This is a genomic window from Rubrivirga aquatilis, assembly GCF_046845665.1.
Classification (GTDB): Bacteria; Bacteroidota; Rhodothermia; order Rhodothermales; family Rubricoccaceae; genus Rubrivirga.
The window spans coordinates 2,048,305-2,070,452 of the sequence record NZ_CP177355.1 but is presented as its reverse complement, the minus strand read 5'-3'; the positions used below and the strand labels follow the sequence as shown (position 1 = coordinate 2,070,452).

Annotated in this window: 16 protein-coding genes; 5 read left to right on the top strand and 11 right to left on the bottom strand. The window is 70.3% G+C overall.

Features of this window, described 5'->3' with window-relative positions:
* Positions 1-26 precede the first annotated feature (26 nt).
* The 11 genes from ACLII4_RS08890 to ACLII4_RS08840 form a co-directional block, all read right to left on the bottom strand.
* The gene (locus ACLII4_RS08890; protein ID WP_412070549.1) at positions 27-2,984 is read right to left on the bottom strand and encodes a SusC/RagA family TonB-linked outer membrane protein; all 2,958 of its coding nucleotides are present in this window, start codon (positions 2,982-2,984) and stop codon (positions 27-29) included.
* A gap of 142 nt (positions 2,985-3,126) precedes the next feature.
* Entirely contained in the window at positions 3,127-3,705 is a 579-nt protein-coding gene (locus ACLII4_RS08885) for a superoxide dismutase family protein (protein WP_412070548.1), read from the bottom strand.
* Positions 3,706-3,764: 59 nt separating this feature from the next.
* On the bottom strand, positions 3,765-4,160 hold the full coding sequence (locus ACLII4_RS08880; RefSeq protein WP_412070547.1) for an MmcQ/YjbR family DNA-binding protein: 396 nt from the start codon (positions 4,158-4,160) through the stop codon (positions 3,765-3,767).
* 97 nt (positions 4,161-4,257) lie between these two features.
* Entirely contained in the window at positions 4,258-5,919 is a 1,662-nt protein-coding gene (locus ACLII4_RS08875; protein ID WP_412070546.1) for a TrkH family potassium uptake protein, read from the bottom strand.
* A gap of 49 nt (positions 5,920-5,968) precedes the next feature.
* Positions 5,969-7,336 carry a Trk system potassium transporter TrkA gene (gene trkA, locus ACLII4_RS08870; protein WP_412070545.1) on the bottom strand — a complete coding sequence of 456 codons (1,368 nt, stop codon included), beginning with the start codon at positions 7,334-7,336 and terminating at the stop codon, positions 5,969-5,971.
* An 85-nt stretch (positions 7,337-7,421) separates the two neighbouring features.
* The gene (locus tag ACLII4_RS08865; protein WP_412070544.1) at positions 7,422-7,934 is read right to left on the bottom strand and encodes a metal-dependent hydrolase; all 513 of its coding nucleotides are present in this window, start codon (positions 7,932-7,934) and stop codon (positions 7,422-7,424) included.
* Between the two features lie 349 nt (positions 7,935-8,283).
* Positions 8,284-10,164: a murein biosynthesis integral membrane protein MurJ gene (murJ, locus tag ACLII4_RS08860; protein ID WP_412070543.1), complete on the bottom strand. Its 1,881-nt coding sequence runs from the start codon at positions 10,162-10,164 to the stop codon at positions 8,284-8,286.
* Positions 10,161-10,619, bottom strand: a complete 459-nt coding sequence (locus ACLII4_RS08855; protein ID WP_412070542.1) for a type II 3-dehydroquinate dehydratase — start codon at positions 10,617-10,619, stop codon at positions 10,161-10,163. Before ACLII4_RS08855 ends, murJ begins: the two co-directional genes overlap by 4 nt.
* A gap of 298 nt (positions 10,620-10,917) precedes the next feature.
* Positions 10,918-11,724 (bottom strand): MBL fold metallo-hydrolase, encoded by an 807-nt coding sequence (locus ACLII4_RS08850; protein ID WP_412070541.1) that lies wholly within the window; start codon positions 11,722-11,724, stop codon positions 10,918-10,920.
* A complete protein-coding gene (locus ACLII4_RS08845; protein WP_412070540.1) occupies positions 11,717-12,013 on the bottom strand; it encodes a hypothetical protein in 297 nt (98 codons plus the stop codon). The genes ACLII4_RS08850 and ACLII4_RS08845 overlap by 8 nt, the downstream gene beginning before the upstream one ends.
* Before the next feature lie 77 nt (positions 12,014-12,090).
* Positions 12,091-15,411 (bottom strand): Rne/Rng family ribonuclease, encoded by a 3,321-nt coding sequence (locus tag ACLII4_RS08840; protein WP_412070539.1) that lies wholly within the window; start codon positions 15,409-15,411, stop codon positions 12,091-12,093.
* A gap of 614 nt (positions 15,412-16,025) precedes the next feature.
* Between ACLII4_RS08840 and ACLII4_RS08835 the strand changes: the two genes are divergently transcribed.
* The 5 genes from ACLII4_RS08835 (at position 16,026) to sdhA (ending at position 22,125) form a co-directional block, all read left to right on the top strand.
* On the top strand, positions 16,026-17,174 hold the full coding sequence (locus ACLII4_RS08835) for a citrate/2-methylcitrate synthase (RefSeq protein ID WP_412070538.1): 1,149 nt from the start codon (positions 16,026-16,028) through the stop codon (positions 17,172-17,174).
* A 147-nt stretch (positions 17,175-17,321) separates the two neighbouring features.
* Positions 17,322-19,025, top strand: coding sequence for a potassium channel family protein (locus tag ACLII4_RS08830; RefSeq protein WP_412070537.1), 1,704 nt, complete (start codon positions 17,322-17,324; stop codon positions 19,023-19,025).
* Positions 19,026-19,238: 213 nt separating this feature from the next.
* Positions 19,239-19,634: a succinate dehydrogenase, cytochrome b556 subunit gene (sdhC, locus tag ACLII4_RS08825; RefSeq protein ID WP_412070536.1), complete on the top strand. Its 396-nt coding sequence runs from the start codon at positions 19,239-19,241 to the stop codon at positions 19,632-19,634.
* Between the two features lie 72 nt (positions 19,635-19,706).
* Positions 19,707-20,303: a succinate dehydrogenase gene (locus ACLII4_RS08820; RefSeq protein ID WP_412070535.1), complete on the top strand. Its 597-nt coding sequence runs from the start codon at positions 19,707-19,709 to the stop codon at positions 20,301-20,303.
* 79 nt (positions 20,304-20,382) lie between these two features.
* Positions 20,383-22,125 carry a succinate dehydrogenase flavoprotein subunit gene (gene sdhA / locus ACLII4_RS08815; RefSeq protein WP_412070534.1) on the top strand — a complete coding sequence of 581 codons (1,743 nt, stop codon included), beginning with the start codon at positions 20,383-20,385 and terminating at the stop codon, positions 22,123-22,125.
* Positions 22,126-22,148: the final 23 nt, after the last annotated feature.

Below are 22,148 nucleotides of genomic sequence, written 5' to 3'. Positions count from 1 at the left end.
CTACAGATTGAGATCGGAGGGGAGGATTAGAGGCCGAGGTTGACGTGGAAGAAGATGTTCCGCGACGACGGGAACGGCGTGACCTCGACGCCCGAGGCGACGGGCTGGTTGCCGAAGTTGCTGACCTCCGGGTCGTAGCTCTTGTAGGGGGTGATGGTGAAGAGGTTGGTGGCCGAGACGCCCAGGCGCAGGCTGCGCAGGGTGCTCGCGAAGGGGCCGAAGAACGAGGGCGCCACGTCGTAGTCGAGGCGGACCTCGCGGAGCCGCAGGTACGACGCGTCCTGCACGAACTGCCGGGCCGTCGAGCCGAGGGCGTTGACCCGCTGCTCGCCGTTGACGACGCCGTCGCCGTCGTCGTCGTCGTCGTAGTCCGGGGTCGTTCCCGACAGGTCGAACAGGAGCTCCGTCAGGTTGATGATGTCGCCGCCCTGCTTCCAGTGCAGGAACGCCGTCGCCCGCAGGCGCCGGGCGATCGTGACGTCGTTGAAAAACGACATCTGGAAGTCCGGGGAGGCGTCGCCGAGCGCGACCACCTCGCCGTTGTCGACGCCGACGATCTGGGTGGGGCTCTTGCCCTGCTCAATGCGGATCGAGCCCAGCGTCGCGCCGAAGCCGCCGCCCGTCGCCTGGAAGGCCGGGACGTCGAGCTCGGTCACCTCGGCGTCGTTCAGCCAGAAGCTGGTCCGCGAGATCCAGCGCACCATCGGGCCGTCGACTGGGATGAGGCTCAGGCCGAGCTCGATGCCGTTGTTCTGGAGCTGTCCGCCGTTGAACGTCTCGACGCCGAAGCCGGACGACAGCGGCACCTGCCGCGTCAGCAGCAGATCGTTGACCGTCTTCGAGTAGGCCGTGGCCTCGAGGTTGAGCCGGCCGCCCGCGAGCGTCAGGTCGAAGCCGCCCTCGATCTCGCTCGCGCGCTCGGGCTCGACGTCCGCCAGCCCGCGCTGGCCGCCGATGTTGAGGCCGATGTTGCCGCCGACCGCCAGCGTCCCGAACGTCGTGAACTTGGAGCCGAACGGCGCCGTGTTGCCGGTCTGGCCGAACGCCGCGCGCAGCTTGAAGAGGTCGACGATTGAGTTCTGGAAAAAGCCGAGGTTGTTGAAGTTGACCGAGAGCCCGGCCTTGGGGTAGGCGTAGAGTTGGTCCACGTCGCCGTTCGCCGACGACTTCTCGGCGCGGACGCCGATGGTGCCCACGACGGCGTTGCGCCAGTTGACCTCCTCCTGAGCAAAGACCGCCCGGTCGTTCTGGAACAAGCGGCCCTGGTTGGTCTGGAGCGACGCGGCCTGGTCGAGGTTCTGCTGGTTCGGGATCAGGCCCTGCGCCACGCTCGACACGTTGTTGAAGTCCTGATCGAAGGCCGTCAGCCCGATCTGGGTGGTGAACGAGAAGTCCTGATCTTCGGGCGCAAACCCGTGGACCATGAGGGCCTGGATGTTGGTGTTGAGGTTCGTCGTCCGGCCGAGCACCGAGGTGCCCGGGAGCCCGTCGTCGTCCTCGAACTGGAGCTCGACGGGGAACAGGTTGACCTGGTCGAGCGCGTAGAAGTCGACGCCGCCGACGCCGATCAGCTGGAGCGACTGGGTCGAGGTCGTGAGCAGGTTTACCGTCAGGCGACCCGAGCTCAGGAAGCGGTTGTTGGTCTCCTCGATCGTCGCGAGGTCGCGCGTCTGGAGGAAGTTCGACGAGTTGAACGGGTTGTCGGGGTAGACCCCGTCAGCGTTCGGGAAGAGGTTGACGAAGTTGGGCGTGGCGACGTAGCCGACGCCGAACGTCGTGCCCGAGTTGTCATTCCCGGTGATGCCGCGCGCGGCGACCGAGCGGATAAAGTTGGCGTTGGCGTCGACCTCGAACATCGAGCTCAGCCGATGCGTCACGTTGAGGCGGCCGGACTGCTTCTGGTAGCCGGTCCCCTCCACGATGCCCTCGTCGTCCTTGACGATGCCCGAGAGGTAGAACTGGGTCCGGTCGTTGCCGCCCGAGACCGAGAGGTCGGTCGTGAGCAAGAGCCCATCGTTTCCGTAGAGCGCCTCCTCGTAGTCGAAGGTCTGCCCGCCGGCCTGGTTGAACAGGTCGCGGCCAGCGGCGCCGAAGGCGTCCTCCGCCGTCGCGGCGGTGAACTGACGCGAGCCCAGCTTGCGCGAGATCTGCGTCACGCCGACGGTCTGCGACAGGCGGACCTCCGTGCGGCCAGCCGTGCCGGACTTCGTCTTGATCACGACGACGCCGTTCGCGGCGCGCGCGCCGTAGATGGCGGCGGCCGATGGGCCTTTGAGGATCTCGATCGACTCGATGTCCTCCGGCGGCAGGTCGGCGATGCGGTTGGCCGGGTTGTCCTGGCTGGAGGCGTTGCCGCCGCCTGCGGCCGCCGTGACGGCGTTGATGCCGTTCGAGACCGCGTCGTTCGAGATGATGACGCCGTCGACCACGTACAGCGGCTGGCTGTTGCCGTTGATGGTCGTGATGCCGCGCAGGCGGACGTTGATGCCACCCCCGGGCGCGCCCGAGTTCGAGTTGACGACCGCACCGGTGATCTTGCCGTTGAGCGCGCCGTCGAGCGTCTGCGGCGTCGAGATCTCCGAGAGCTCGCGCGCCGAGATGGTCTCGATGGAGTTGGCGAGGTTCTCGCGGCGGACCGACGAGCCCAGGCCCGTCACGACGGCCTCGTCGAGGCCGAGCAGGTCCTCCGACAGCTCGATGTCGAGCACCGTCGTGCCCTCGGGCACCTGGATGGTCTGCGAGCGGTAGCCGACGAAGGACACCGTAAGCGTCCGCTCGCCGGGCGGCAGCGCCAGCTCGTAGCGGCCGTCGATGTCGGTCGTCGTGCCGATGGAGCTGGCGGCGACGAAGATCGTCGCGCCAATGATGGGGAGGTCGGAGTCCGCGTCGGTCACCGTCCCTCGGACGGTGCCCTGAGCGGCGACAAGCGTGGGGAGGGCCAGAAGGACGGCGACGAGCGCGGCCCTCAACGTAGAGAGAGGCATCGGCGAGATGGAGGGGTCGTGAAGGTGCCCCGAGTCTACACCTATTCCGATGCACGCCACACGCGGCTGACGTGGTGCACCCCGACCGTCCGGCGAGCGGTCGTCTAGGGCTGCTCAACGGTCGGCCGAAGGGACCAATCCGCTACTCGCTGTCCCCACTCGAGATGACGCCGCACGCCACGCGGTCGCCGGCGGCCCCGCTGGGCTGGCTCTCCAGATCATCGCGCCCGGCGTGGACGATGACGGCCTTGCCGACCATCGAGGTCGGCCCGGAGAACGCCAGCAGCGAATCGATGCGGGTGCCGACCGCGCGGCCCTCCGGCCCCGCCTCGATGTTGCCGAGGTCGCCCGCGTGCCGGTCCGTCCGCACGGCCGACGGCGCGCCGTGCGGGCTGGTGAGCGGGTTGAAGTGGCCGCCCGCCGCACCGGCCGGCGTGCCCGTCGAGTCCGCCCCGCAGTCCCCGGTCTGGTGGACATGGAAGCCGTGCTCGCCGGGCGCGAGCCCCTCCAGGTCGTAGCGGACCTCGACGGCGCTGTCGAGCGCGGTGAACCGGACAGTCCCACTCACGCCGGACCCCGCCACTTCCGAGACGGTGGCCTCGGCGCGCTCGGGCCCCGACGGCGCAGGGGCTGGCGCGACGGGCGCGGGGGCCGGCGCGTCAGAGTCGGCGCAGGCGGCGAGCAGGAGGCCGGCAACGAAGACGGCGGAGAGGAATCGCATCGGGGAGAGGGGCTGGGTGTCGCCCCGACAACGCCGCGCGTTGTGCGCAGTTCACGCCGCTAGCTCACGTCCCCGCCTCCACCCTCTCCGTCCCCGAGCGCCGTCCGCGCGGTCTTCGGCAGCGAGGCCACGACGAGCGCGTACGAGTGGTCCGCAAGCTCGCGGATGACCCCGCTGGGCACGTCGCCCCGGAGCCCGACCGAGTTCCAGTGGACCTTGTTCATGTGCCACCCCGGGGTGACCGACTCAAACGTTTCGCGGAGTTCGACCGCCCGCTCGGGGTCGCACTTCAGGTTGACGAACGGTGGCTCGCGGTCGAGCCCCATCAGCGCGAACATCTTGCCGCCGACCTTGAACACCAGCGTGTCGGGCCCGAACGGCAGTCCCTCGGTGGCGCCCGGCAGGGCGAGACAGTGGTCGCGAAAGGCGTCGAGGTGCATCAGGGCAAGGGGCAAGGGGCAACTTCGGGTCGCGGTCACGTGCGTGCCAAGCCAGAGCGCCCCCTTCCCTCACCCCCCATGTCTCTTGCCACGAGCGCAGCGAGCCTCCCCCCTACCGCTTCCAGAAGCCCGGCGTGAAGAGGAGCAGGACCGTAAAGATCTCCAGCCGGCCGGCCATCATCAGCACCGACAGCAGCCACTTCCCCGCGACGGGGACGTGCGTGTAGTTCTCGGTCGGGCCCATCGCGCCGAACGCCGGGCCGACGTTGCCGACACACGAGAAGGTGGCGCTGAAGGCGCTCCAGATGTCCAGCCCCAAGATCCCCATCAGCAGCGTACCGACGCCGACCAGACCGATGTAGAACACGATGAAAGACAACACGTTGCGGACGATACCCTCGGGCACCACGCGATGATCGAGGCGGATGGGCAGGATGGCCCGGGGGTGGACGAGTTGACGGAGCTCGCGGAACGAGTTTTTTAGGATCAGCAGCACGCGGACCACCTTGACGCCGCCGCCCGTGGAGCCAGCCATCCCGCCCACGAAGAACAGCGCGAACAGGACGACGAGCGCGAGGGGGGGCCACACTTCGTAGTCGGCCGTGGCGAAGCCCGTCGTGGTGACGATCGAGGCCGCCTGGAAGGCCCCGTAGCGGAGCGCGTCGAACAGGTGGTCGTAGCGGACGATGATGCGGCCGCGCTCGGAAGCTGGCGCCAGCTGGGTCGCCGCCTGGGCGCCCCCGCCGACGTTGTCGCCCCCCGTCCGCTCGGCCGACTCCGTCTGCGCTTCGTCGACACGGGCGTTCCCAGAGACCACCTCGTCGACCTTTTCTTGCGTCACCACCTCGCCGTCGAGCGTGACCGGCGGCGGGAGCAGGTCGCTCGTCGGCGACCACAGGGTGAGCGTGAGCAGGACCGTCGCGACGGCGATGATCGAGAAGTAGACCTTGAGCTCCTCGTTGTTGGTCGCCGCCCAGTCGCGGTGGAGCAGGCGGTAGTGGAGGGCGAAGTTCATGCCCGCCAGCACCATGAACGCCGTGACCACCCAGTCGACGTAGGCGCTGCCGTACTGGCCGACCGAGCCGTTCTCGGTCGAGAACCCGCCGGTCGCGAGCGTGGCCATCGCGTGGTTGATGGCGTCGAACAACGACATCGCGGGCAGCAGCAGGACGGTCTGGATGAGCGTCAGCGCGACATAGATGGCCCACAAGCGCTTGGCGGTCTCGGTCACGCGTGGTGTCAGCTTGTCGGCCGACGGACCGGGCACCTCGGCCTTGAACAACTGCATCCCTCCCACGCCGAGCAGGGGCAGCACGGCGATCGTGAGCACGATGATGCCCATCCCGCCCAACCAGTGGGTCAAGCTCCTCCACAGCAGGAAGGCGTTGGGGACGCCCTCGATCTGGGGCGTATCGACGCCGCCCAGGATCGTCGCCCCGGTCGTGGTGAAGCCGCTCATCGTCTCGAAAAAGGCGTCGGCGTACTCGGCGAGGACGCCCGTCATCACCCAGGGAAGGGCGCCGACGAGCGAGAGCACGAACCACGCGAGGGCGACAATCGCGAACCCCTCGCGCACGCGCAACTCCTCCTTTGGTCGGAAGCCAACCCACAACGCCCCGCCGAGCGCGAGCGAGCCGCCGGCGGTCGCCGCGAACGCCCACCACTCGGGTTCCCCGTACGCCAACCCGACGAGCGCGGGGACGACGAGCGTGACGCCGAGCGCGGCCAGGAGCACGCCCAGGATGCCGGCGATCGCTTTCCAGTCGAGGATCATGGGCTCGGGGCGGGGCGCGTGGCTTTGGGGACGCTACGCACGGACCGACCTAGGCGGTGAACAGCGCCTCGACATCGTCGACCCGCTCCGGCGTGGAGAAGACGACGGCGCGCTGGCCAGGCTGGACGTGCGTGGCGCCCGTCGCGATCTCGACGCGCTCGCCGACGACGGCGCCCAGCAGCACGCCCGAGGGCAGCTTCTGCTCGGCCAGCGGGGCGGACGTGATCCGGGACCCCGCGTCGGCCACCATCTCCAGCACCTCGGCGTCGAGGCCGTGGACCGTGGCGACGGAGCGGACGTGGGCCCCGCGCAAGAACCGCAGCACCTCGCGCGAGACCGCCAGCTTCTGGCTCACGGCCGCGTCCAGGCCGATGGACTGCGAGATCGGGATGTAGGCGCTCTTGGACAGCAGCGCGACCGTCTTGCGGACCTCGAGGTGCTTGGCCATCAGGCACGCCACCAGGTTCGACTCCTCGTCGGGCGTGACGGCCACGAGCGCGTCGGTCTCGGCCAACCCCTCGCGCGCCAGCAGGTCGATGTCGGCCGGGTCGCCGTGGATGACGAGCGCGCCCTCGAGCGTCTCGGCGAGGTACTCGGCGCGGGCGCGGTCGGCCTCGACGATCTTGACCTCCATCCCGGCCTCCTTGCGGGACTTCCGCGCCAGCCCGGCCGCGACGCGCTCGCCGACGGCCGTGCCGCCCAGGATCATGACGTGGCGCAAGCGCCCGGCTTCCTTGCCGAGCACGCGGGCCACCTCGGACACGCGGCCAGTCTCGACGAGCACGAACACTTGGTCGCCGCCCTGGATGGTCGCCGAGCCCGTCGGCACAATCGTGCGGACCCCACGCGAGATCCCCATCACGCGAAATGGCAGGGGGCTCGACCGCGCCAGATCGACCAGCGACGTGCCCGACAGCGGCGAGTCGCGGTCGATGCGGATGCCGACGAGTTGGACGCGGCTCTGGCAAAAGTCGACGATGTCGGTCGCCGCCGCCCGTCGCAGGAGCGAGACGACCTCGTTGGCCGTCGACTGCTCGGGCTGGATGATGTGGTCGATGCCGAAGTCGCGGACGCTCAGCACGGCGTTGTCGCCCGTGAACTCGTCGCTGCGGACGCGCGCGATCGTCGTCGTGTCGGCGCTCGACTTGCCGACACGCTCGGCCAGCATCGACGCGATCAGGTTGACCTCGTCGACGTCGGTGACGGCCACCAGCAGGTCGGCGTCCTCGATGCGGGCCTGGCGCAGGGTCGCCGCCGACGTGCCCGAGCCCAAGACGGCCAGCACGTCGAGCGTGTCGCGCACGGCGTCGATCCGCTCGGGGTCGGTGTCGACGACGGTGACGTCGTGGCGTTGGAGGGAGAGGAGCCGGGCCACGTCGTATCCGACGTCCCCGGCTCCGACGACGATCGCGCGCATGGGCCGTTCGTGGTGCGCGCCGAAGGTACCGGGCCCGGGCCGCAGACGTGTGCGGGTTCGGCCGATATCGCGATCTGCGGCCTCGCTACCAGCCCGCGCTCTTGCGCCGACCGGGCAGACGGAACACCAGTCCGTCCATCACCAGGTGGCTGAAGTAGCCCACGACCGCGGCGAGGTAGAACGGCAGGCCAGCGAGCGGGCGCTCGGGCGTCAGCATGTACGGCAGCGCCAGCAGGGGGCTCGGGATGAGCACCATCGCCCAATAGGTGTGGGTCCAGCCCCGGTGCTTGCCGAGCGCGGGCAGGATGCAGAACAGCCCGAGATACGCGGCTTCCTGAAACTGCTCGGTCGCAATCAGCGCCACGTCGGCCAGGAAGAACAGGGCGTAGAAGAGGTTCTGGCCCTTCGAGTTGGTGTCGACGTCGGGCCACAGCCCGAACATCAGGCACAGGCCGAACAAGGCGATGGGGTACGCGATCAGCTCCAGCTCCGAAAACTGGAGGTACGCCTCGTCGACGGCGTACACGAGGGCAAGCCCGGCGAGGTAGACGCCGAAAAAGACGGTGGCGCCAGCGAGGTGTCCTTTGTATCCGGCCAAGGTCGAGGGTTCGTGGTACGAGGGACAGGGTACCCGCTCCCGGGGCTCCGTTGTGTCACCGGGGCGGCGGTTGAACCGGCGGTCGGTGCCTCTGAACCCCAAGTGAGCGCCCCACGAACCCTGGGCGATCGTCACTGAACCCTGGGTGGGGCCACTAACACACCGCGCGCGCCTGCGCCCGGGGCTGGCGCCGGCACCCGAGCGGATCCGCACGCCCACAGCGACGCCGCTCGGACTGTCCCCCTTGGCAAGGGGGACAGCTTTCCGACCTGGGAGCGTAGCGACTGGAAGGGAAGCGGGGGGTCTGCCGAGCACCCAGCTCTGCTCGCGAGCTGGGCGCCGCGCCGGGTTACCGCTTCAGCTTGCGAAAGACCTTGCCGAGCCAGGCGTCGGACTCGTCGAAGCCGAGCAGGTGGCCGAGCGCGAGGTAGCCGAGCCCGTAGATCGCGATGATGGCGATGCCGTACGCCCACACCGGGGCGACGGTCGCCGGGACGAACGCCAGCACGAGTGTCGCCGGGATCGCCGCGAGCCCCGCCAGCCCCAGCATCCGGATGCCCGCGGCCCACGGCAGGCGGAACGTGGGCTCGTGCCCCCGGAGCGCGGCGACCAGGCGCCACAGCTCGACCCACGCGCCGACCGCCGAGCCGAGCGCCAGCCCGACCGCGCCCAGGCGCAGCGGGTCGCCCTCGGCTTCGACGCCGATCACGTCGGTCACGCTGTACTGGTCGAGCACGAACATCAGCGCCGCGCCGATGACGCCGGAGACGGCGACGCGCCAGACGGCGATTCGCGCGGGCGTCTTGGTGTCGTTGAGCGCGTAGAAGGCGTTTTGGAGCAGGCGCCCGGCGGTCGTGGCGACCATCCCCAGCGAGTACGCCATCAGCACCAACGTCACCTGCCAGGTGTCGTCGGCGCCGAACTGGCCAACTTGGTAGAACGTGCCGACGACGAGCGCCCCGAAGCCGAGGTAGCCGACGACGGTCGGGATGATGAGGTAGAGGATCTGGCGGACCGACCCGGCGACGCGGTCCAGGAAGTCGTCCAGCTCGGCGCGCGAGATCCGGGACAGCTCGGGGAGTTCGCTGGCGGCGACACTCATGCCGAAGAGCGAGATCGGCAAGAGGTAGAGCGTCTGCGCGTAACCGATGGCGCCGAGCGCGCCGGCGGCGACGAACGTCGAGAGCCAGAAGTCGAGGTAGCCCGACAGCTGGTACGCACCGCGGCCGAGGACGACGGGCACGAACGCCTTGATGGCCTCGCGCACGCCATCGACGCTCAGCGTCAGTGACGGCTTGAAGCCCGTCAGCAGCCGGAGCACCATCGGGAGTTGGACGCCGAACTGCAGGATGCCGCCCGCGATCCCACCGATAAACACGGCGATCAGCAATTGACTGAGTTGGTCCGGCGGGACTACCTCGAGCGCGCCGAGGCCGAAGGGGTCGTCGAGGTACAGGAACGCGCCGCCGAACAGGGCCGCCAGCAGGGCCACGTTCCACGCGACGGGCGCGAAGTACGACAGCAGAAACTTGCGGTGGCTGTTGAGCACGCCCAGGCACCACGCGCTGAGGACCAGGAACGCTGTCATCGGGAACGTGAACCGGACGACGGTCACGGACAGCGCGTAGCGGTCCACGACCAGCGTCCCGGCGGCCACCTTGTCGGCGTCGTCTAGAAACCCCGACGCGATGATGGCCACGAACGGCTCCGCGAGGAGCACGCCCAGCGCGGCCGCCGCGAAGGCCACCGCTGCCAGGATTCCAAAGATGGCGCCCGCGAACCGCCCCGCGTCCTCCTCCCTCCCCTCCTCCAGCATCCGGCTGTAGATCGGGATGAACGACGCCGAGAGCGTGCCCTCGCCCAAGAGGTTCTGCAGGAAGTTGGGCGCGCGGAGCGCCAGCCGGTACACGTCGGCGAAGGCGCCCGAGCCGAAGTAGTACGCGACGGCGCGGTCGCGGACGAGCCCGATGATCCGGCTCGCGAAGATCCCGGCGGCGACCAAAAGCGCGCCCGACCCGCTGGCGGGGCGCTTGGGCTCGGCGTCGCGGGCGGCTTCGGCGGGCGAGCCCGGCGCGGCGTCGGCCTCGGCGAGCGTCTCGGCGCCTGGCGCAGGCGCGCTGAGCCCGGCGGGCCCTAGGTCGTCGTGGGGGTCCGGCTCGTTCTGCGGCTCCGGAACCGACTCGGGCGCCGGGCGCGGCGTCTCGTCGTCGGGCGGCGTGGGCTCGCTCACTGGTTGACCCCGACGTGGCCCCCGAAGTGCGCGACCGCCAAGGCGTAGCCCGCCAGCCCCATCCCCGAGATCACACCGGTGCAGGCGCCCGCGATCAGCAGCCGCTCGCGGAAGCCCTCCCGCCCAAACACGTTCGAGATGTGGACCTCCACGACCGGCGTCGAGATCGAAGCGACCGCATCGCGCAGGGCGACCGACGTGTGGGCGTAGCCGCCGGGGTTGAACACCACGCCCGCCGTCTCGACGGTGTCGGCGGCGTGGAGCGCGTCGATGAGCGCGCCCTCCGAGCTGTGCTGCTCGAACCGGAGGGCGAGGGCGGGGAACCGGCGGCGCAAGTCGGCCTGCAAATCGTCGAGCGTGAGCGCGCCGTAGACCGACGGCTCGCGCGTGCCGAGGCGGTTGAGGTTGGGTCCGTTGAGGACCAGGACGCCGGGGCGCTGGGGGGAGTCGGACATCCGCGCGGAGGGGGGGCCCGCAAGCTACCGACCGGCCGTGGGTGCCACCGGCGCCAACACAAGCCCCCCCGCGGGGCATCGTAGGTGCGGACATCCACTTGCTGGCGCCCCTCATCGCGCCGGCACTCTGGCGGCCCCCCCTTTCCCACGAGAGGCACGTCCCCGACCCGGGAGCGCAGCGACCCGAAGGAGGCACCGGCGTCGTGCGAGCCTCACATCCTGCTGGCGGCCGTCACCCGCCCCACGCAGCCGGCCGGAACCGGCCACCCCGTCGCTTGGGCGTGTCGGGGCTGGTCGCCTAGCGGGCGGCCACCTCCAGCACCAGCCCGTCGTACGCGAGCCGCACGCCCTCGGGCAGCATCGCATCCGCCGCCTCGTGCGTCACCGCGTGCGTCACGTGGATGAGCCACGTCTCCCGCGCCCCGACCGCTAGCGCCACCTCGGCGGCCTCCGCAAACGACAGGTGCGTCGGGTGCGGGTCCGGGCGCAAGCCGTCCAGCACCAGCACGTCTACGCCCGCCAGCGCGGCGCGCGTCTCGGCCGGGACCGACGCCGCGTCGGTGAGGTACGCGAACCCGCCGATGCGGACGCCCAGCACCTCGAACGCCCCGTGCGGCGCCGTGATCGGCGTGATCTCGACCCGCCCTTCACCCGCCCGGCTCTCCGCCACGAACGGGCCGTCGACGGGTCGGAGGTCCAGCAGCGACGCGCCGGGGTACGTCCGGTCGAAGACGTAGCGGAACATCCGGCGCAGGGCCTGGGCCGTCGAGGGCAGCGCGAAGACGGGCACCGGCGACCGCTCGCGGAAAAAGAACGGCCGCAAGTCGTCGAGCCCCACGACGTGGTCGAAGTGCTCGTGCGTGATCACCAGCGCGTCGACGGCGTCCACCCCATGCGTGAGCGCCTGCTGGCGGAAGTCGGGCCCGGCGTCGATCTGGACGTGCACGTCGCCCGCGTCCGTGTGGGCCACTACGTGCGCGGACGTCCGCGTCCGGGCGTCGCGCGGGTCGTCCGAGGTGCACACCGCGCACGGGCACCCGATCACCGGGACGCCCGTCGAGGTGCCCGTCCCGAGGAGCGTGACCGTGAGCGCGGGGCTAGGCATCGTCGCCCGTCTCTTCCTCGACGCCCGCATCCGCCTGCGCCCACGCGTCCTCCAGCGCCGCACGGACGGCGGGCCGGAGGTAGAGCTGGTCCACGCCGCCGTGCTCGCGGAGCGCGCGCGCCAGCACGGCCACCTGCGCCTCGGGCGGGTGCAGCTTGTTGAGCACGACGACGTGCGCGTCGTCGACCACGCACAGCCCCCCCCGGAACGTCCCCCGCTCGCGCCGCACGCGGACGCTCAGCTGGCGCAGGGCCTCTTCGAGCGCAGCGGCGACGGCAGGGGACTTCATGAGGGCGAGGGAGAGGGGCCAAGGGGCAAGGGGCCGTAGCAAGAGTGCCCCTTGCCCTATCCCCCGTGCCTCCTGCCTCAGGCGGCGTACTTCTTCAGCAGCGACCGCCCGGACTTCTGGTCGCGGACGTCGAACGCCAGCGGGTCGATGCTCGTGTCGTCCTCGACCTCGAACACGATGCCGCGCAGGCTCAGCCGCCACCGCGTCAGCGGCGACACCAGGCCACGGCGCAGGAACGTGCCCAGCAGCGGGTGGACGCGGACGACGATCGGGCGGCTCTTGTAGCGCTCGTCGACCGTCCCACGGTAGTGGTCGAGCCAGCCGCGGATGCGGCCCGCCAGCGCACGAGGCGTGGCGTCCTCGGAGGCCACGGCCGGACGCTCGGCGCGCTCGGGACGGTCCGTCCGCTCCGAGCGGTCGTCCCGGTCATCGTCCTCGTAGGCCTCGTAGGCTGGGGCACCAGACCGCTGGATCTCGCCGGCACCGGCGGCGGCGACGGCGTCGGCAGCGTCCAGTGGGTTGCCGTCCTCGTCGGTCGAGTTCGCCGTGATCGACGGGCGCAAGCGCTGGCGCGTGATCTGAACGAGCCCGAAGTCCGACATCGGCAGCAGCTTCGTCACCGCGCGGTCCTTCTCGAAGGCCTTCTTGAGCACGTCGGTCACCTTCTTGCGGTCCCGGTCGTACTTGAGGTCGATAAAGTCGATGACGATGATGCCGCCCAGGTCGCGCAGGCGGAGTTGCTTGGCGACCTCGCGGGCCGCCTCTACGTTCACGTCGATGAGGTTCTGCTTCTGCGACTTGCCGCGGCCGGCGCGGCCCGAGTTCACGTCCACCACGTGCATGGCCTCGGTCGTCTCGATAAAGAGGTAGCCCCCGCCGCGCATGTTGACGCGCTTGGAGAACGCCTCCTCGACCTGCTTCTCGATGCCCAGCGAGCGGTAGACCGGCGTCCGTCCCTTGTGCAGCTCCACCTTGTCCGCCATCTGGGGTGCGACGGCCTTGACATAGGCCTGGACGTTGCTGAACACCTTGGGGTCGTCGACGAGGATCCGGTCGTAGTCCTCGGAGAACAGGTCGCGGATGACGGACGAGACCATGTTGACGTCCTGGTAGAGCAGGACGGGCGGCTCGGGGTTGCTCTTGAGCTTGGCCTCGATCTTGCGCCACTTGTCGGTCAGCAGGCGCAGGTCGGTGTCCAAGCTCTTGGCGTCGCGGCCCTCGGCGACCGTCCGGACGATCACGCCGAAGCCGTCGGGCTTCAAGCTGGTCGCCAGCGTGCGCAGCCGGCGGCGCTCCTTGGCGCTCTCGATCTTCTTGGAGACGGCGACGTAGTCGGCCGCCGGGACGAGCACCAGGAAGCGGCCCGCCAGCGACAGGTCGGTCGAGACGCGCGGCCCCTTATTCGAGATCGCCTCCTTGGTGATCTTGACGATGATCTTGCCGTCGCGCTTGACCAGCTCCTCGTTCGAAGGGATGCGGCCGGAGGCCTTGCTGCGCTGGCGGTTCGTGTCGCGTCCGCCACGGCCGGAGTCGCGCCCGCCATCGCGGGACGAGCTGCGCCCGCCACGGTCGCCGTCGCGCGAGCTGCGGCCCGAGTCGCGACCGGAATCGCGTCCACCGCGCGAGCGGTTGGACTCCCGCGTCTCACTCTCGGACTCATCCTTGGTGTCGTCGCCGGACCGCGTGCGGCGGCGCGAGCGGCCGTCCGACTCGCCGTCGGCCTCGTCCTTGCTTGACCGACGCGAGCGGCCGCCCCGGTCTTCCGAGCTGTCGCCCTCGTCCGACTTCTTGGACCGACGGCCGCCACGGTTGCGGCCGGAGTCGTCGGAGCCCTCGCCGTCGTCGTCCGTCTTCTTCGAGGAGCGACGCCCACCACGGTCACGGCCCGAGTCGTCGCTGTCCTCCGAGCGCGAGCGGCGGCGGCTCCGGCCCTCGGTCTCAGCTTCGGTCTTGCCATCGGCCACGCCAGAGCGGGAATCCTCCTGCGCCTTGGTCCGGTCGCCGTCGTCGTCGTCGTCGCGGTGGTGCTCGGGGATCACGCGGAGGTTGGACCGCGACGAGCCGCCTGTGAGGTCGACCTTCGACGGGAGCCGCTTGCGGCCGCTCCCTTTGTCGCTGGCCTTGTCCGGCTTCGACTCCTTGTCGGAGGACGAGTCGTCGGACGCCTTGCCTCGGCGCGAGCGGCCGCCGCCGTCGCGGGTGCGGCGGCTCTTGGGCTTGCGGTCGTCGGCGTCGGCATCCGCGTCGGCCGTGTCGTCGTCGGAGGGCTTGCGGTCGGAGGCCTCGCCGGCGCCGTCGGCGTCGGCGTCGGCGGGCGTCTCGGAGCGGCTCCGGCGGCGGCCCTTGCCCTTCGAGGTGTCCTCGTCGGGCGCCACGGCGTCGTCGCCGCCGTCCTCGCTGCTCTTGCCACGGCCACGGCCGCGACGGCCCCGGCGGCGGCGGCGCTTGGGCTTGTCCTCCCCGCTCGCCTCGTCGGCGTCGTCGCCGTCGTCCGCCTCGTCGTTGTCCGACGGATCGGCGGCGGCGGCCTCGGCGGCGCCCGGCTGGCGGTCGGCCTCGTCGGCCCCCTCGGCGGGCTTGGGCGACCGCGAGCGGCGGCGGCTCTTCGGCTTCTCCTCGGTCTCGGCCTCCGGCTCCGGCGCCTCCGCGTCGGCGTCCAACTCGGGCGCGTCGGCGGCCTTCTTGCGGCTCCGGCGGCGGCTCTTGGGCGCCTCCTCAGCGGGCGTCTCCTCCTCGGCGATGTCGGGGGCGTCCGTCTCCGGCGCCTCATCGACCGGGACGGGCGTGTCGACGACCTCCGGCTCCTCCTCAGGCTCGGGCGTCGGCGTCGGGCGCGGGGTGCGGCGCGGCTTGGCGGGCGAGCTCAGGTCGATGACGCCGCGCAGCGGGCGGCGCTCCTCCTGCTCTTCCTCCTCCTCGCGGCGGCCTCGCCCCCGGCCACGGCCTCCCCGGCCGCGGCCGCGGCTGCGCGAGCGGCTCCGGCCACCGGAGCGGCTCTTGGTGCGGCTGTCCTCCACGTCGTCGGCAGAGTCGCCCGGCGATACTTCGAGGGCGTCTTCCACGTCCGGCTCCGAGTCGTCCTCGGCGATCCGCTTGGCGGGCGCGAGCGACAGCACGGGGCCGTCGAGGCCGGGCACCTCTTCGCCCGCCAACGCCACGAGCTGCGGGAGGTTGTCGGTCAGGTCCGAGAAGTGGAGGAAGCAGTCCTGCTTCTCGCCGACGTCGACGAAGGCGGCCCGGATCGCGGGCATGACCTTCTGGATGCGGCCCAGGTAGACGTTGCCGATCGTACGGACGTTATCCGGATTCTCGACGTAGAGCTCGACGAGCTCGCCGTCCTCGACGATCGCGATGCGCGAGCGGTCCTTGCTCGCGTTGATGATGATTTGCTTTTTCAACGGGGGGTGGGGTAGCGCGTCCGGGCCCGGCGAGCGCTCGGCACGGTGCCGGGGCCAGCCTCGGGCCTCTGCCCCCCACCGCTATCGCGGCGGGCCGGGCGGGCGCAGGGGGACGGTGCCCAACGGCCGCGGCGCGCAACGCGACGCGCGCTCCCAACCCGAGGGTCAGGAGCGCGGCGAGGCGGGCGATCACGTGGACGACGACGAGCACAGAGGGGGGATCGGTGGGCGCACTGGCGGGGGGCGGCCGTCGCCTTCTCGGCGTCCGGGGCCCCGGCCCGCCGGGCGCGGCGGATGGGTGACGGACGGTGACTGGCACGGCCCGTAGGCCGAAGGTACCACCCCGCCGCACCTCTCCTCTCCTATAGCGGTGCGAAGAGCCCGTGCGCGGCCCCGCCCCGGCACGCCCGCAGAGGGCCCCGCGGACCTAGCCGGAGACGGGAGCCCCCCCGCAACCGGACGGAAGCGCTCCCGGTCTCAACGCCGAATCCGCGAACGGAGGCGCTAGCGTTCCGTTTCGTGGGGCATGGCGCTGAACTCCCCACGCTTGCGGGGGTAGGCGCACCACCCGATCGTTCGTCGACCGCAAGCCCGGTCCCCACCCGCCCTCCCCGATGTCCCAGACCGCTGCCGCCCCCACCAAGTCCCGAGGCCTCGAAGGCGTCACCGCGCTCGACACTGAGCTGTCGTTCATCGACGGCCAGGTCGGCGAGCTTATCTATCGTGGCTACGACATCCGCGACCTCGCCAAGAACGCCTCGTTCGAAGAGGTCGCCTACCTGCTGTGGAAGGGCGAGCTCCCGACCCCACCCCAGCTCGACGACCTCAACGCGCAGCTCCGCGCCGCGCGCCCGGTCCACGACGACCTCCTCGACCACCTCCGGCACCACACGCCGAGCGACGCCAACCCGATGGCCGCCATGCGCACGGCGCTATCGATGCTCGCGGCCTACGACGACGAGGCCGACGTCATGGAGCCCGAGGCCAACTACCGCAAGGCCATCCGGCTCACGGCCAAGCTCCCGACCCTCCTTGCGGCGTTCGACCGGATCCGCAAGGGCAAGGACCCCATCGCCCCGAAGCAGGAAGGCTCGACGGCCCACGACTTCCTGTACATGCTCAACGGCGAGGCCCCGGGCCCGGCCGCCGAGGCCATCATGGACGCCGCGCTCGTACTCCACGCCGAGCACGGCCTGAACGCCAGCACCTTCGCCGCCCGCGTCATCGGCTCCACGATGTCGGACATGTACTCGGCCGTGGTCGGCGCGATGGGCGCGCTAAAGGGCCCGCTCCACGGCGGCGCCAACATCGAGGTCATGAAGACGCTCCTCGAGCTCGACGCCTCGGGCGAGACCGCCCAGCAGTTTGTCGACCGCAAGCTGGAGGCCAAGGAGAAGATCATGGGCATCGGCCACCGCGTCTACAAGACGCTCGACCCGCGCGCCACGATTCTGCGCGCCATGCTCTCCGACCTGTCCGAGGAGAAGGGCGAAACGAAGTGGCTCGAGATGAGTGACACGATTCGTGAGACGGTTCTGGAGCGCAAGGGGCTCGACGCGAACGTCGACTTCTACTCGGCGAGCGTGTACTACCTGCTCGGCATCGAGACCGACCTCTACACGCCCATCTTCGCCATCTCCCGCATGACCGGCTGGACGGCCCACCTCCTGGAGCAGTGGACGGACAACCGGCTCATCCGCCCGCGCGCCGAGTACGTCGGGCCCAAGGGCAAGACGGTCGCGCCGATCGCCGACCGCGGCTAGCGCCGATCGGTCCGCAGACCCCCGACCGGGGCGCCGGGCATCTCGCCGGGCGCCCCGGTTTTCGTTGAGGCCGCCCGCCTCGGCGTCCGAGTGGCCCCAGCCCGACGCCCACTCGCCGTATCGTCCGGGAGTCAATTCCGGGCCCTCGTGAAGTTTGTCGGCGTCCAGCTCTCCTACTTTTTCGGCGACGCCGAGGTGCGCCGCAATGTGCGGTCGCTGCTGAAGTACATCGCCTTCGTGGGCGCCGTGATCGGGGTGTTCGCGGTCGCGTTCCACTTCGTGATGCTGCACGAGGGCCAGCAACACTCGTGGGTGACCGGCTTCTACTGGACGCTGACGGTGATGAGCACGCTGGGCTTCGGCGACATCACCTTCGAGAGCGACCTGGGGCGGGTGTTCAGCATCGTCGTGCTGCTCTCGGGCGTGCTGCTCCTGCTGATCGTGCTGCCGTTCGCGTTCATCCGGTTCTTCTACGCGCCCTGGCTCGAGACCCAGATGCGGATGCGGGCGCCGCGCGAGGTGCCTCGCGGCATGGCCGGCCACGTCGTGATCTGCGCCTACGATTCGGTGGCGCCGGAACTGATCGAGCGGCTCGACCGCGACGCCATTCCGTACGTGGTCCTCGAGGAGGACCCCCAGGTGGCCGCCTCGCACCACCTCGACGGCGTGTCGGTTGTGACGGGGCCCGTCGATAGCCCGAAGACGTACCGAGCGCTCGCACTCGACCGCGCACGGCTGGTCTTCGCCAATCGTGAGGACACCGTCAACACGAGCATCATCCTGACCGTGCGCGAGGTCGCGCCCGAGGTCCCCATCGTCGCCATCGCCGGCGGCGACGACGCCGTCGACATCCTCGAGCTGTGCGGGGCCACGCGCGTGCTCCCGCTCAAGCGGTGGCTGGGCGAACAACTCGCCAACCACGGGACCGCGCTCGGCGCGCAGTCCCACCTCGTAGGAGAGTTCGAGGGGCTCCGCATCGCCGAGGTGCCCGTCTTTCACACGCCCCTCGCGGGGAAGACCATCCGGGAGACCAACTTGCGGCAGGCCACGGGCGCTAGCGTCGTCGGCGTGTGGGAGAGAGGCCACCTCCAACCCGCTCGCCCAGACACCCGGCTGGCGGACGCGAGCGTGCTCATGGTCATCGGGAGCGACGCCCAGTTGGAGGAGGTCGACGGCCTCTTGGAGGCGTACCGCATGAGACCGGCCCCGGTGGTCGTGATCGGCGGCGGACGAGTCGGTACGGCGGCCATCCGCGCGCTCCACGAGCGGGGAGTCCCCGTCCACCTGATCGAGCGGAAGGGCGAGCTGATCCCCCGGAGCGCCGCCCGCTGCGTCGGCACTACGACTGGCGACGCGTCCGACTTCGAGCGGCTGGAGGAGGCGGGCATCATGGAGACGAACTCGGTCCTGATCACGGGCCACGACGACGCCATGAACGTCTACTTGACCGCGTACTGCCGGAAGCTCAACCCCGACCTCCGAATCGTCAGCCGGATCACGCACCACCGCACGCTCGGCACCATCCACCGGGCCGGGGCCGACTTTGTGCTGAGCTACGCCTCGCTCGGGGCGCAGGCGGTGATGTCGGTGCTCCGGGGCAAAGAGTTGCTGGTGCTCGGTGAGGACATCGACGTGTTCACCGTCCCGGCCCCCCGCGTCCTCCTAGGCAAGACGCTCGCCGAGACCCAGATTGGGGCCCGCACCGGCCTGACCGTGATCGCGCTGGATCGCGGCGGCGGGGTCGCGACCGACCTCACGGCCGACACCGTGCTCACGCCCGGGACCGCGCTCGTGATGCTGGGCGACGCCGCGCAGCGAGGCGACTTCGCCCACGCCTTCGAGGGCGGCTGAGCCCTGGGCGCGCCCCCGCCCCCTCCGTGGGTCCGGCCGTTGCGTGCCCAAAGCCGACAGGGCCGCCCGAGGCCTGGGCTCCGTGCGGGCTCCGCGAAGACCGGACAGCTTGCGTGACCGGAGGTACTTTGGTTCACGCTTGGCCCGTAACTTTCACTCCTAAGTGAAACCTGGCACCAGGCGACTGGTAGCCTGCTCTTCCCCCGCACCGTCATGGCCGTCGCCGCCACCTCCGAAGTCCGCCCCATCCAGCGCTACAAGCTGCGCGTCGGGATGGTCGCCTGGATCCTGCACCGCCTCACCGGGGTCGGCCTGGTGGCCTACCTCGTGCTCCACATCTGGGGCCTCAAGGCGATCACGAACCCCGAGGCGTACAACGCGCTCATCGCCGGGTACCACGCGCCCCTGTTCAAGGTGGCCGAGTTCGGCCTGCTGGGCGCCTGCATCTACCACGCGCTGAACGGGCTCCGCATCGTGCTCATCGACTTCGTGGGGTGGAGCCCGAACCAGAAGAAGCTGTTCTGGACGCTCGGGGCCGTCGCCCTCGTCCTGCTCGTCGTCGGGGGCTACCCGTCGATCGCCGCGCTCATCGACCACTACAACGGCTAGGAGGCCTCGGGTACCCGGTCCGAGGCCTCGCCCCTCGGACGCCGGGCCCGGCCCTCCGTCCCCCGACACCTCATGGCTATCACCAAGTACGGCCGGACGGCCCGATCGAGCGCGCTCCAGTGGTTCGCCCACCGGATCACGGGCACGTTCCTCATCTTTCTGCTGATCACCCACTTCTGGGTCCAGCACTTCGACCGCACGACCGCGTCGATCTCGCACTCGGTCGTCACCGCCGACGAGGCCGAGGCCGGCGTGCTCCCGCGCTACTCCCAAGAGGCCGACGCCGCCGTCCGCGCCTTCGAGGCGCGCGAGGGCACCGGCACCAGCCCGGACCGCCTGCGCGTGGTCCCCGCCCAAGACCGCCGGCTGGGCGACCCCGAGGGCGATGCCCCCGGCCCGACGCACCCGCCCGGCGAGGTGGCCGGCCCGACGCCCTACGAGGTTCTGATGCTGAGGCTCGGCGACCCGGTCTACGCCGTCCTCTGGAAGGGCTTCAACCTGCTCTTCCTGCTCTTCGCGTTGCACCACGGGTTCTACGGGCTCAACAACGTCTTGACCGACTACATCCGCAACGACATGGCGCGCGTCGGCGCGACCGCGCTCTCGTGGACGCTGGCGCTCGTCCTGTTCGTCATCGGCGCCTACTCCGTCGTCGTGGCAGGCTTGTAATGGGCAAGAGGGATGGGGCATGAGGCATGAGGCCTCCTCCCCCCCTTGCCGCTTGCCTCTTGCCCCTTTCCCCTGAATCATGACTTTCACTCACGACATCGTCATCGTCGGCGCGGGCGGCGCCGGGCTCATGGCCGCGCTCTACGCCTCGGAGGGCGGGGCGGACGTCGCCGTCGTCTCCAAGCTCCACCCCTTGCGCTCGCACACCGGCGCCGCCCAGGGCGGGATCGGCGCCGCGCTCGGCAACGAGGAGGAGGACCACTGGCTGTGGCACGCCTTTGACACGACGAAGGGCTCCGACTACCTCGGCGACCAGGATGCCATCGAGCAGATGTGCCAGGACGCCCCGCGCACGATCGTCGAGCTCGAGCACTACGGCGTGCCCTTCTCGCGAACGCGCGAGGGCAAGATTGCCCAGCGCCGCTTCGGCGGGCACACCCGCAACTTTGGCGAGGCGCCGGTCCGCCGCGCCTGTTACGCCGCCGACCGGACGGGCCACATGATCCTGCACACGCTCTATGAGCAGTGCGTCAAGAACAAGGTCACGTTTTACGACGAGTACCAGGTCCTGGACCTGGTGATGTCGGACGACGGCGAGTCCGTCGTGGGCACGGTCGCCTATGAGATCCTGACCGGCGAGGTCCACACTTTCCACGCGACGGCGACCTGCTTTGCGACGGGCGGCTACGGCCGCGCCTTCAAGACGACCTCGAACGCGCACGCCGGGACCGGCGACGGGTTCGCCCTCGCGCTCCGCGCCGGGCTCCCGCTGCAGGACATGGAGTTCATCCAATTCCACCCGACCGGCCTGTACCGGCTCGGCATCCTGATCACCGAGGGCGCGCGCGGCGAGGGCGGCATTCTGCGCAACTCAGAGGGCGAGCGGTTTATGGAGCGCTACGCGCCGACGGTCAAGGACTTGGCGCCGCGCGACATGGTCTCGCAGTGCATCTATAAGGAGATCCGAGAGGGGCGCGGCATCAACGGCAAGGACCACGTCGTGCTCGACATGACGGGGGTCGGCAAGGACGTGCTGGAGCACAAGCTCCCCGAGATCTCGACCTTCAGCCGCGTCTACCTCGGCATCGACCCGGTCAAGCAGCCCATCCCCGTCGCCCCGACGTGCCACTACGCCATGGGCGGCATCCCGACGAACATCGACGGGCAGGTCGTCAAGACGCGCGACCGCTCGGGCGCCGTCGAGGGCTTCTTCGCGTGCGGCGAGGCGGCCTGCGTGTCGGTCCACGGCGCCAACCGGCTCGGCACCAACTCGCTCCTCGACTTGGTCGTCTTCGGGCGCCGCACGGGCATGGAGATGGCCAAGCAGGTCGCCGAGGGCGCCCAGCGCCAGCCGCTCCCCGACAACGCGGAGGCGGCCACCCGCGAGCGCCTGGACGGCATCCTCTCCCGATCGACGGGCGAGAAGGCCGTCACGGTCCGCACGGACCTCCAGGAGACCATGATGAAGAACGTCTCGGTCTACCGCACCGACGAGACGCTCGAGGAGGCGCTCACCGACCTCCAGGACCTGCGCCAGCGCGCGGCGACCGTCACCTGCCAGGACAAGGGAAGGCGGTTCAACACCGACCTGATGGACGCCGTCGAGGTCCAGTTCATGGTCGACTATGCCGAGGCCATCACGGTCTCCGCCCGGAACCGCACCGAGAGCCGTGGCGCCCACTTGCGCGAGGACTACTCCAAGCGCGACGACGCCGAGTGGCTCAAGCACACCTTGTTCTGGAGCGACCAGCAGGGCCAGTCCGAGATCGGCTACAAGGACGTTGTCATCACCCAGTTCCAGCCCAAGGAGCGGAAGTACTAAGGAGGTGTTGGGGATTGGGGGTC